The organism is Betaproteobacteria bacterium (assembly GCA_009377585.1).
GTDB lineage: Bacteria > Pseudomonadota > Gammaproteobacteria > Burkholderiales > WYBJ01 > WYBJ01.
Window position 1 is genome coordinate 20006 of record WHTS01000070.1, and the last position, 11202, is coordinate 31207.

General features: G+C 61.8%; 9 protein-coding genes and 1 pseudogene. 7 read left to right on the top strand and 3 right to left on the bottom strand.

Annotated features, from left to right (window positions below; all coding sequences use genetic code 11):
• Nucleotides 1–37 precede the first annotated feature (37 nt).
• On the top strand, nt 38–964 hold the full coding sequence (locus GEV05_19880; protein ID MPZ45605.1) for an NAD-binding protein: 927 nt from the start codon (nt 38–40) through the stop codon (nt 962–964).
• Between the two features lie 3 nt (nt 965–967).
• Here GEV05_19880 and GEV05_19885 read toward each other — a convergent pair whose 3' ends face one another.
• The gene (locus GEV05_19885; protein ID MPZ45606.1) at nt 968–1714 is read right to left on the bottom strand and encodes a helix-turn-helix domain-containing protein; all 747 of its coding nucleotides are present in this window, start codon (nt 1712–1714) and stop codon (nt 968–970) included.
• A 207-nt stretch (nt 1715–1921) separates the two neighbouring features.
• Between GEV05_19885 and GEV05_19890 the strand changes: the two genes are divergently transcribed.
• The 3 genes from GEV05_19890 (at nt 1922) to GEV05_19900 (ending at nt 7333) form a co-directional block, all read left to right on the top strand.
• Nucleotides 1922–3343 carry a hypothetical protein gene (locus GEV05_19890; protein MPZ45607.1) on the top strand — a complete coding sequence of 474 codons (1422 nt, stop codon included), beginning with the start codon at nt 1922–1924 and terminating at the stop codon, nt 3341–3343.
• Nucleotides 3344–3565: 222 nt separating this feature from the next.
• Nucleotides 3566–5767, top strand: coding sequence for a CoA transferase (locus GEV05_19895; GenBank protein ID MPZ45608.1), 2202 nt, complete (start codon nt 3566–3568; stop codon nt 5765–5767).
• 126 nt (nt 5768–5893) lie between these two features.
• Nucleotides 5894–7333 (top strand): bifunctional 2-methylcitrate dehydratase/aconitate hydratase, encoded by a 1440-nt coding sequence (locus GEV05_19900; GenBank protein MPZ45609.1) that lies wholly within the window; start codon nt 5894–5896, stop codon nt 7331–7333.
• Nucleotides 7334–7343: 10 nt separating this feature from the next.
• Here GEV05_19900 and GEV05_19905 read toward each other — a convergent pair whose 3' ends face one another.
• The gene (locus GEV05_19905) at nt 7344–8093 is read right to left on the bottom strand and encodes an SDR family oxidoreductase (protein MPZ45610.1); all 750 of its coding nucleotides are present in this window, start codon (nt 8091–8093) and stop codon (nt 7344–7346) included.
• A gap of 29 nt (nt 8094–8122) precedes the next feature.
• A pseudogene (locus tag GEV05_19910) lies at nt 8123–8920 on the bottom strand (AAA family ATPase).
• A gap of 575 nt (nt 8921–9495) precedes the next feature.
• On the opposite strand from GEV05_19910, the gene GEV05_19915 reads away from it, so the two are divergent.
• The 3 genes from GEV05_19915 to GEV05_19925 all read left to right on the top strand — a co-directional run bounded on the left by GEV05_19915 (nt 9496) and on the right by GEV05_19925 (nt 11052).
• The gene (locus GEV05_19915; GenBank protein MPZ45611.1) at nt 9496–9975 is read left to right on the top strand and encodes a hypothetical protein; all 480 of its coding nucleotides are present in this window, start codon (nt 9496–9498) and stop codon (nt 9973–9975) included.
• Nucleotides 9972–10604: a hypothetical protein gene (locus GEV05_19920; GenBank protein ID MPZ45612.1), complete on the top strand. Its 633-nt coding sequence runs from the start codon at nt 9972–9974 to the stop codon at nt 10602–10604. The genes GEV05_19915 and GEV05_19920 overlap by 4 nt, the downstream gene beginning before the upstream one ends.
• 118 nt (nt 10605–10722) lie before the next feature.
• Nucleotides 10723–11052 (top strand): helix-turn-helix domain-containing protein, encoded by a 330-nt coding sequence (locus tag GEV05_19925; protein ID MPZ45613.1) that lies wholly within the window; start codon nt 10723–10725, stop codon nt 11050–11052.
• Nucleotides 11053–11202: the final 150 nt, after the last annotated feature.

An 11202-nucleotide genomic window follows, 5' to 3' on the forward strand; every position in this document is an offset into this window, starting at 1 on the left:
CGAAGACTTGCGATCTTCCGGGTCACTGCCTCGGGACGTGAGCTTCGTGCTCGGCTTCGTCGGGATTGGCTCCATGGGCGGGCCGATCGCCGAGACATTCCTCGCCAAAGGATTTCAGGCGGTCGTTTACGACATCGACCGCGCCGCCCAGGCCCCGCTGCTAGACGCCGGGGCCGAGCAAGCCGCCTCACCCCATGAAGTGGCTGCCCGCGCGGACGTCGTATTCGTCTGCCTCCCCACGCTCGATTCGATTCGCGAGGTGGTCCTCGGCTGCGAGGGGCTGCGCCATGGCGGTCGCATTCGCACGTGCGTCAATTTCTCTACCACGGGTCCGCGATTCGTGAGGGACCTCGTCGCCGGTCTCGAGGATACGGACATCTGCGTCATGGATTGCCCCATTACTGGTGGAGCCGCGGCTGCCCGAACCGGTGGGCTTTCGATTACCGTGTCAGGCGAACGATCCAGGCTGGAGGAAATCAAGCCGCTGCTGGACCGGATCGCCGCGCACGTCTTCTACGTCGGGGCCGAGCCAGGGCAGGCGCAGCTCATGAAGCTGCTCAACAACATGCTGTCGTTCGCCGCCTTCGTGTCCGCGTGCGAAGCTTTTGCGCTCGGGGCGAAAGCCGGGCTCGACCCCGATACGATGGTCGAGGTCATCAATACCGGAACCGGGCGCAACTCCGCCACTACGCACAAGTTTCCGCGCAACGTCTTGCCGCGCACCTTCGACTATGGAGCGAAGATGATGATCAGCTACAAGGACATCAAGCTGTTTCTGGAGGAAGCCGAGCACTACGGCGTTCCGACCTGGCTTGCTCCTGTCATAAAGCAGGTCATCGGCTACGCGATCACACAGGACGGCGACAGCAACGACATCTCCACCTTGGTGCGGCACTATGAGCGGTGGTGCGGCGTCGAAATCATCGGCGCCGCCGCAAGCGCACGTGCACCTGAGCCAAACTGAGGACTACTTCTCTACTCCCTGCGGCTCCGCCCCCAGTCGGCGAGATATGTCGGACGCAGCGCGCGTCACCAACTTGACCACCTCGCGCTCACGCGGCTGCAGCCGCACCGTAGGACCAGTGACGGTAATGCAGTGCCGAGCCGCGCCGTCAGGCTCCTGGATAGGCGCGGACACGGCCGTCAGCCCGAGAACGCGCTCGCCGTGTGTCACTGCGTACTTCTCGTCCCGTATGCGCATCAGCTCGCGCATCAGCGCTGCTCGGCTTCTGCCAGTGGCCTTTGCCGCGTAGACAAGCGCCTGCTGCTGCTCCTTCTTTGGCAGCCACGCCATCAGCACCTTTGCCGTCGCACCGTCAATGAGTCGCACACGCTCACCCGGCTTTGTTACGCTCATGAGCGGCGAGGGTGTATCGATCACTTCTATACAAATGCGGTGTCGGTCGCTCGCCAGGTTCAGCGTCACCGACTCGCCTGACTGCCGGGCCAAGTCGATCATCGTCACTCTCGCGAGTTGGCGAATGTCCAAGGTGCTCCTGACGAGCCCGGCGAGACGTGTCACGCGGAAAGACAGGCAGTAGGCCTGGTTGTCGAGGCGCACGAGATAGCCCGCCTTATCGAGGCTCTGCACCAATCGAAATGTCGTGGATTTCGGCAACCGGATGCGGTTTGCGATCTCCTGCAGGCTCAGGCTTGTTCGTTCGCTCGTGAAAGACTCGAAAATGGCGAGCGTGCGCTGAACTGCTCTCATCATGTCCGCTTTTTCCTTTAGTAAATTCATTTGGCTTGTTTCGGAAGCAAGGGAAGGCGGATTTTACACAACCTCCAGGTTCCGGTAGGCGAAACCCAGGCTAGTTACTGAAACCTCGAATTGACAAGAGTACGGGCACAACGCAATATACATGCATCATCCGGGCAGAGCGCGAGAGGCCCGGCGGCAACCTCACGGAGAGGACGAGGCATGAACGAGACGAGAGCCCTTGCACGCTGGTCGGCGAACGTTTCCCTCAGGGGTGTCCCGGAACAGGTCCGGGACTACGCCAAACGATTCATCCTCGACAACCTAGGCTGCCAGATTGCGGGTGCAACGCTGCCATGGAGCCAGACCTACTATGAAGTGATGAAGGCGACGCGCAGCGGAACCCACTCCACTGTTTCCTACTTCGGCGACAAGATGTCGCCGGACGATGCCGCCTTCCTCAACAGCACCTTCAATCACGCGAACGAGACTGACGACACTCACCTGAAGAGCCCGACGCACCCCGGAGGTATAGCGGTCCCCGCTGCGACCGCGATCGGCGAATATGCGAAGGCGTCAGGCGAGAAGCTTCTACTGGCCGTTATCGTGGCCTACGAGATTCAAATCCGCATCTCCTGGGCATGCTCGCCTTATCTGATCTACCGAGGGCATCACCCGCCTGTTGGCGTGGGTCCCTTCGGCGCCGCTGCAGCCGGAGCGGTGCTTATGGGACTGGACGAGGAGGCGACGTTGAACGCCTTAGCAATCGCCGGAAGTCATTCGGCTGGCCTTATCGAGTATACGAAGACTGGTGGATCGGTTAAACGCATACACTGCGCCATACCGGCGGCGGCAGGCGTGCGAGCCGCTTTGTTTGCCAAGGCGGGTATCACGGGCCCTCACTCGATCCTCGAAGGCGAAAAGGGCTTCTGCAAGGTGTTCGCGGTCGACTATGATTTGAGCCGGCTGACCGCAGGGCTGGGCGAGGTCTATCACACGCTCGACAACGCCCTCAAGCCTTATTCGTGCTGCCACCTGATTCACGCGGCTTTCGATGCGCTCGACCAGGCACGTGACCGGATCGATTTCGGCCCCGATGAAGTCGAGTCGATCATCGTATATACGAACAGCGAACAGATCCTGTCGCACATCGGTTCGATCGTTGAACCCGAGGACATTCTCGGTGCGCAGTTCAGTCTTCCGTTCTCGATGGCCATGCGTCTCCACCACGGTGGACGGGGCGTGCACGGCGGAAACGGCTTCTGGGACTATCCGAAGGTCGACGTGAAGGATGGCAAACTGGTGGAGACGGCACGCAAGATCAGGTGCATGGTGCCGAGCAATGCCGAATGGACGGCGGTCGACAAAGGTGCTGGCATAGAAGTCACGCTTAAGGATGGACGGCGGATCAAGGAGATTGTGCCGTACTCCAAAGGGCTGCCGGAGAACCCAATGTCAGCTGCAGAGGTGGAAGAGAAGTTTCGCTCGTTGGTCGAGCCTATCCTGCCGGCTGGTCGTCCTCAGCAGATCATCGACGCGGTCAACAGGGTCGAGCGTATCGGCCGTATCGACGAGCTGACGCAGTTGCTCGTGGTGCCGCCTGACCGCCGCTTTGCCCCCGATGCCGGCTGGAAGCAACGTTAATCGGGCTCGCCGGCATCGAAGCGGTGCGCGGGCTTCGCGCGCGCTCTTACATCGGTGTGCCTGTCGTCGGACCTCTTCTCTCCCCCCGCTCCAGGCTGGTGCGGGAGTCGCTGAAGGACGTGCAGCAATATAGTCGAGCAGACGTTCGTGCCGTTTCGAGGCCAAGCTCGTCTGCTTGCCCGATATTCGTATGAGCTAACCCCTCGGGCAAGGCTTGGCACGATGACAAATGCTGCACACTCGGCCGCCTGGGAGGCAAGCAGTGCCAACGTCGCTCGGCCGCCACTCGAGGGCGTGCTCGTCGTGGAGCTTGGCGAGCGCCTCGGGGCGAGCGTCTGCGGCACAATCCTCGCGCAACTCGGCGCCAACGTCGTCTTTGTGGAGCCTACGAATGCGGCCGCAGCGGTGCCGGCGCGTGGCAAGTGGGTCAATCGAGCTTGCGCGGCAGCCGGTAAGCTTAGCCTCGTCGTGGGCGACGACGGCAGCGACAGGAAGTTTCTCGACTCGTTGCTGAGCGTTGCGGACGTCGTCCTGCTGTCTACAGACCTTCCATCGAGCCGCACGCACGACTTCTCTGCGGACCAGATCATCTGCGACGTCACTGCGTTCGGCGCTGGCGGCCCTCTCGCAGGAGCACCCCATTCCGAGGCGCTGATCCAGGCAGCGGCAGGCCTGGCGGATACGACCGGGAATCCTGATGGGCCACCCTGCCTTATCGGCTTTCCGTTCTGCGAATACTCTGCCGGGCTCTATGCGGCAGCGGCTACCCTTGTGGCGCTACGTGTGCGGAGCATGCAGGGGTTCGGTCAGCATGTCGACATCGCATTGTACGATTGCGCGGTTGGCGCCCTTTCCACGTTCCTTCCGTTCCACGCAATCGGCAAGCCGGCAACCCGGGCTGGTAACAGCCATTCGCTAGCAGCGCCGTGGAACGCGTACCGGGCGAGTGATGGATGGGTTCTGATTTGTACCGCGACGGACGACCAATGGCGCCGGCTGTGCACCCTCTTTGGCAAGCCCTCGCTCGCCAGGGCAAAGGGCTTCGCGACCAACAGCGAACGGGTAGCGCGCCGCGCCGAAGTGGATCGCTTCGTCCAGGACTGGGTCAGCGCGCAACCCGTCATGAAATGCATCGAACGATTGAGCGCGATCGAAATCGCCTGTGGGCCGATTCTCACCGTCCCTCAGCTGGCTGGCGAACCCAACCTCTTGCATCGGCACACGGTGCGCCGGCTATTCGATCCGGTGGATCAATCCGAGCTCGCCATGCCGTCGAGCCCGTTTGCGCTGTCCCTGCCCATCGCTTCGAACGGCGGCGAAGTACCGCGTCCCGGAGAGCACAACAGCCGTGTGCGCTCTTTGGTTGCCGGGCGCGGGAAGGCGCAGCCGCTCGGGAACGGTATGGCGCGAAGCGCTCTTTCCGGCATGCGGGTCCTCGAGATCGGGCAATACACCACCGCGCCGCTGGTCGGGCGTCATCTCGGTGCGTTGGGAGCGGACGTGTACAAGATCGAGCCACCCGGGGGCGAGGGATCGCGCGGCTGGCCACCGGTACAGGGTAATCGCGGCTATTTCTTCGTCTTCAGCAACAGCGACAAGCGAAGCGTCGAGCTCGACCTGCGCAACGAGGCACATCGCGCACGCTTCAGATCGTTGATTCAGGATGCCGACGTACTGGTAGAGAACCTGAAGCCCGGCTCCCTCGAACGGCTGGGCTTTGGCCCCGCGAAGCTTCTCGAGCTGAACCCGAAGCTCGTCTATTGCGCGATCTCGGGTTTCGGCGCCTCCTCGTCCTATCCTGGTCGGCCCGCCTTCGACACGGTCGTGCAGGCAATGTCGGGGTTCATGGACTTGACGCGCGTAAACGGAGTGCCTACCAAGGCAGGTATCTCCGCGGCGGACATCCTGGGTGGCGCCTTCGGATTGCTTTCGATACTGGCTGCGGTGCTTATTCGCGATCAATCGGGTCGCGGACACCTGCTCGATATATCGATGCAGGATGCGGCTGTGGCTGCCACCGCTGGGCTTTGGAACGCGAAGCCGGCTGCGTCTCGGCCGTTCATCGTGCGATGCGCCGACGGGTTCGCCTGTCTGGAGCCAGAGGCGATCGACAGCGAAGCCGTCCTCGTCGCGATCGGTCTCACGGTTGGCGATTGCGAGCGAATGACGCGCGAGCGCCTGGTAGAAGCGTGCGAGCGAGCGGGCATTCCTGCCGCCGCTGTGCGCAGCGTCGGTGAAGTCGCGTGCAGTCCGCAAACCATCGCACGGCAGCTGATCATCGAAATCCCGGGTGATGACGGGCGAAGATGGCCGCTATTGAATTCACCGCTCAGGCTGAGCCGTACCCCGCCGCTGGTAGGGAAGCCAATAGGCGAGCTGGGAGAGGCCAATTCGGAACTGCGCATTTCGTCGCCGGAAGAGTGACTCTGGGATTTGTGGCGTCTCGAGGACTATCGCCGGGCGAATGCGAGCGGCCGCTGCCTGTCTCACGAACCGCTTTCGTTCCCGTCAGCCGGGCGTTTTCATGCTTTCTTGGAAAAGAAGGTGAGGATGTCGGCAGGTAAAGCCAGACCCGAGCCGGACCAAGTGCTCGTCGACATCGCCGACTACGTGCTCGATTATTCGATCGAGAGCCAGGACGCTTTCGAGACGGCCCGCCTATGCCTCATCGATTCGCTCGGCTGCGCGTTCGAGGCGCTCTCCTACCCTGCCTGCACGAAGCTCCTTGGCCCCCTTGCGCCGGGGACAATCGTACCCAATGGCGCCCGCGTGCCCGGTACGTCGTACGAACTGGACATCGTAAAGGCGGCCTTCGATACCGCTTGTCTCATTCGATGGGTGGATTTCAACGATACCTGGCTTGCGGCGGAAGCGGCCCATCCCTCGGACAACATTGGCGCGATCCTCGCGGTCGCCGATTACCGGTCGCGCACGAATACCGGCCATGCCGCTCGTGAGCCGACGATGCGCGACGTCCTCATCGCGCTTATCAAAGCCTACGAGATCCAGGGCGCGCTCGCGTTGAGCAACAGCTTCCATGCCGTGGGCCTCGATGGGAGCATAGGGCTTGCGAAGATCGCGAGCACCGCGGTGACGACTGCGATGCTGGGCGGCACACGAAGCCAGGTCATCGATGCCGTTTCCAATGCGTGGGTCGACGGACAAACGCTGCGCGTCTACCGGCATGCACCGAATGCCGGATCGAGAAAATCCTGGGCGGGCGCCGACGCAGTCAGTCGCGCGGTGCAGTTGGCGCTGATGACGCTGAAGGGTGAAATGGGATATCCGGCCGTGCTGAGCACGCCGCGCTGGGGTTTCTACGACGTGCTTTTCAAGGGCCGGACCTTCGCATTCCAGCGGCTGTACGGCTCCTATGTGGTCGAGAACATTCTGTTCAAGGTCTCCTACCCGACCGCTTTCCATTGCCAGACTGCGGTCGAGGCGGCATTGCGGTTGCATCCGCAGGTGAAAGACCGCATAGACGATGTGGTGCGCGTAGTGATCACCAGCCACGAGAACACGATCCGTATCAGCGACAAGAAGGGTCCGTTGAGCAATCCTGCCGACCGCGATCATTGCGTTCGCTATACGACTGCCATCGCTTTGCTCAAAGGCAGGCTTACGACCGAGGACTACGAAGACGACGCGGCCGCGGATCCACGGATCGATGCATTGCGCGACAAGATGGATTGCGTCGAGAACGAGCAGTGGAACCGCGACTACCTGGATCCGGACAAGCGGTCCGTCCCCTGTGCGGTGCAGGTCTTCTTTTCGGACGGCAGCCGCACGGGCAAGGTCGTCGTAGAGTATCCGCTTGGCCACCGGCGCCGGCGCAGCGAAAGCCTGGCCCTGCTGGAGGAGAAGTTTCGGAACAATCTCGCGCGCCGGTTACCGCCCCGGCGTCAAGAAGCAATCGTCCACGAATGCGAGGATCTACAGCGGCTCCAGGCCATGCCCGTTCGGGAGTTCATGGCCCTGCTCGTCGCCTGATGCCAAGCGGCTACATGCCGGGAAACCGCCCGCCTGAGCACGTCAGGCAGCCGCCTGTAATATAGGAGGCGTCCTCCGAGGCCAGGAACAGGACGGCATTTGCCACCTCCTCGGGGTGCCCATCCCGGCGCAATGCAAGTTGCTGGTGCTCTGGACGCATCTCCTGACCCGGAAGGTACCATTCGGGATTGTGCCGCTCGGTGGCGATATTGCCGACCGCGACGAGATTGGCCCTCACCCCGTATTCGCCCAGGTCCACGGCCATCGCCTTGATCAAGCCGTACAGCCCGTGCTTCGAAGCAGCCACGACCCCTATTCCCGGGCGCATTGCCGTGACGGACGACATCCCACCTAGCGCGACGATGCTGCCACTGCGCCGCTCGATCATGCTGGGTGCAAGGGCCTTGGCGAAATAGAACGTGGAGTGCAAATTGACGTTGAACGCCTGGTGCCAGTCATCGTAGCTGAATTCCCAGAACGGCCTATGGGGCCGAAGGGCAGCGACGCTGACAAGAACGTCTACCTTGCCGAATCGATCGAGGGCTTGGCGAACGACTTCAGTGATCTCACCATGCCGACTCACATCGGCTGCAACAGGCAGTGCCCGCCCGCCGAAACTCTCACACTCCTCGGCCACCCGTCGCACCTCTGCCGCGGTTCTCGAAACGAGAACGATGTCGCCGCCTTCGCGGGCGAAAGCGAGCCCGATTGTCCGGCCGATGTTGCGGCCAGCCCCCGAAACCACGCGTCCGCTTTGCAGCCAACGATCGAATCAGCCAGGACGCCCTGCAGACTGGGAATCAGTTCCCACGCCAGCTGGTGCATGACGGAATAGGCGCTCGGCGCGACACCATCGCGCCTGCGCTCATGGCGGTGCACCGGAACTCGAAGCGTTGCGGCTTCCTTGTACGCCTTGGCATGAGGCACGACGGTGTCGAGCACGCTCACCCGGCCTTTCAGCTTGATAAAGTCGTCCCGGATGCCACCCGCAATGACGCGCGCGTCGAGCGTGCGGTCCTGCCGGTAGATCAGCGCCTTCATCGGCCCCAATCTGGCACCCAGCGCACTGCTGGGCTCGAGACGCTCGAGCAGTTCCACCGTGCCGTCCTTGAACTCGCGCGCCGAGAGGATTTCCGGGGTAATGGGCGAGACGAGAATGTCCGCGGCCAGTGCCGCCGCGTCCTGCAGCGGTCCAACCGAACCTTGCGTGTCGATCAGCACGCAATCGTAGCCGTCCACGACAGCACTCGACCTGAGCGCCGTGCGCAATCGAAACCCACGATCGATTCGATTAAGCAGCCAATGCGGAAGATTTCCCTCGGGATCGTCCGAGACGACGATATCGAGGTTCTGGTACATCGTAGCCGTGATACATGCATCTGTTAAATCACCGCGTACGATCACCTCGGTCAACCCGGCGGCCGGCTTGGTCGCAGCCAGGGGATAGAACTTGGAAAGTGACGGTTGCACGTCCGCGTCGATGAGCAGCACGCGCAGTCCCATGTCGGCGAGAAGCGCACCGAGGTTGGCGGTCAAGGTCGTCTTGCCTACCCCGCCCTTGGTACTGATCACGGTGAACTTGATCACGGGTCCTCCGCATCGGGATCGCACACGCAACGATTGTCACGTGTGCTGACGATCCGAACTGCCCTCTATCCCCCCTCGAAACGGATACGGTTAGCCGCGAAAAGGTCGGTTTTGTAAGAAAGCAGCAGGCAGCGCCTAGTCAGTGGCGGCGCCAGCGCGAGTCGGCATGACAGGCTTGGGCGCCTGCCGCAGGAGGAAGGGGCGCGACACTGAACCAATCGTCTCGTCCGCAGAGACCGGATCGACTACCTCGCCAGAGGGCCCAGCGGGGACGAGATCTCACTCCTGGAGTATCACCTGGAGATACTTTGGTTGCAGTCTCTGCTACGTTAGAAACAATTATTGCACCGTCATGCGATATGCAGACAGACTGCACAGCAGATCAACAACACAGAGAGGTCGACTCGTTTGGACGTCTACGCGTTGAAGCGCGCCTCGCGGGGTGCACTTCAATCTGCCGGACCGCCCGCGCATCAGATTGTTGTCATATCACACCTCGACACTGTCGGAGTGTGTTCTCGGTTTCCTGCCGACAACGGCCGCCCCGGTGCCTTTGCCAGGGTGGTGGTGCCCTCATGATCGACGATCTCAAACAGCTGAATCGACTGATCGCGAGTCACTGGCTCGGACGTCTCAACGCCGAGCAAGAGGCGTACTTGGATCACACCCGCGTCTGTATTGGGAGGCTCGCGCACAGTACCGCCGAGCTCACCCTTCTCTTGAATCACCTCAAACAGGAGAGCGCGAGCGCGTTACATGTCGGCGAACTCAATCGACGGTACCTCACTTTCGTTCGGCTCGCAGCCAAGGAAGCGAACGCGGGCCGCCCGGATCTATTGATACAGCTCGGCATCACTCTGAAGCAGGCAAGCTGGGTGCGCAATCTGAGCGACGAGGATCTCGACCGGCTCGCCTTCGGCATCAGTGCGCCCATGATCCGGTTCGCGCGCCGCGTCTTCCAGCGCGGCGTCGCCCTTCATACCAAGGTCGGTGAGCAGCACGCCGCCGCGCTTGTCTCGGCGCGGCCACCGGTGCGCGGAGTGGAGCTGCCATGAATCCCATCACCCAGGATGCCGCTTCGAGCGACCCGCGCTGGGAACGCGAATTTCTCGATCTGGCACACGGTCTCGTCATGGCGGGGGCAAAGACCCGGCTGATCGCGCGACTCACGGACTTCTCGCTTCAGAGGATACGCAACCTCTATAAGGTCCTGCGAGGCAGCTATGCGCCGTCGGGTCCTCTCGCGCAAGGTCAGGCGCGCTTCTTCGCAATGCGACGCGGACGGGTCTCGGCTGCCTGGAGTATTCAGGGGGCGATTTTTATCGCCTGCTATGAGCGCACCGGAGAAATCGCTGAGGTTCCACTGCAGCGCGGATGGCGACTGCTGACAGCATTTAATACGTACCTGAACCTGACGCAGGAGCTGCACGAATCGTCACGAATCAAGAGGCTCGATATCAATCAGGCGTATGCGCTCCTGACGCATTGCGGATTCCTCGAAAGTCGCAATGCGGAACTCAAGCGCCGCGAATGTCCCGTGTGCCTGATCAGACATCTCGTCGCGATCACGGAGCCGCCCGTTACGCAGCGCTGTCCCGTGTGTGCGATGAACGCAAACGCTCTTCGGCTTGCACGTCAGACATCCGCGTCGAGGCGCCGAAGCCCCCCTTCCCGTTATACATAGGAGCATTTCGCGGCCATCCGTATCTCTGTCGAGGGGGGATAGACGCAGCAACGATTCAGCACACACCTGACAATGCTTGCATGTGCACCGCAAACCTCGAAGTCTCTACGGAGCGAGCTTGTCGGACTCCATCGAGCCGATGACCACACTTCTAACAACGGGAGAAGCCGCGCGACTGCTTCGGGTGCATCCGAACACTTTGCGGCGATTGGCCGACGAAGGCCGAATCCAACACATCCGAGTAGGCCGTCTGTACCGGTTTGACCGCGACGCCCTGAGCCGCCAAAATTCGGTTGGGCCCGCGCCGCGGAAGGAGGCAACATCATGTCCATCCGCAAGCGAGGAAGACTGTGGTGGATTGACTTCACCACGCCAAGCGGCCGACGAGTTAGACAACCTGCTAACACACCTGACAAGAAAGCCGCGCAAGAACTCCACGATCGACTGAAAGCCGAAGCGTGGAGAGTCGAACGCCTGGGTCAGAAGCCTAGGCGATTGTTCGACGAAGCCGCCGCAAGGTGGCTGAAGGAGCGCGCTCACAAGGCGAGCTTACGCAACGATGCAACGGCGATTCAGTTCTTTCGAGCGCACTTCACCT

Bases quoted from the DNA above. Each gene is read 5' to 3' on its own strand.
- GEV05_19885 (MPZ45606.1), bottom strand. From the start codon at position 1,714: ATGATGAGAGCAGTTCAGCGCACGCTCGCCATTTTCGAGTCTTTCACG.
- GEV05_19890 (MPZ45607.1), top strand. From the start codon at position 1,922: ATGAACGAGACGAGAGCCCTTGCACGCTGGTCGGCGAACGTTTCCCTC.
- GEV05_19895 (MPZ45608.1), top strand. From the start codon at position 3,566: ATGACAAATGCTGCACACTCGGCCGCCTGGGAGGCAAGCAGTGCCAAC.
- GEV05_19900 (MPZ45609.1), top strand. From the start codon at position 5,894: ATGTCGGCAGGTAAAGCCAGACCCGAGCCGGACCAAGTGCTCGTCGAC.
- GEV05_19915 (MPZ45611.1), top strand. From the start codon at position 9,496: ATGATCGACGATCTCAAACAGCTGAATCGACTGATCGCGAGTCACTGG.
- GEV05_19920 (MPZ45612.1), top strand. From the start codon at position 9,972: ATGAATCCCATCACCCAGGATGCCGCTTCGAGCGACCCGCGCTGGGAA.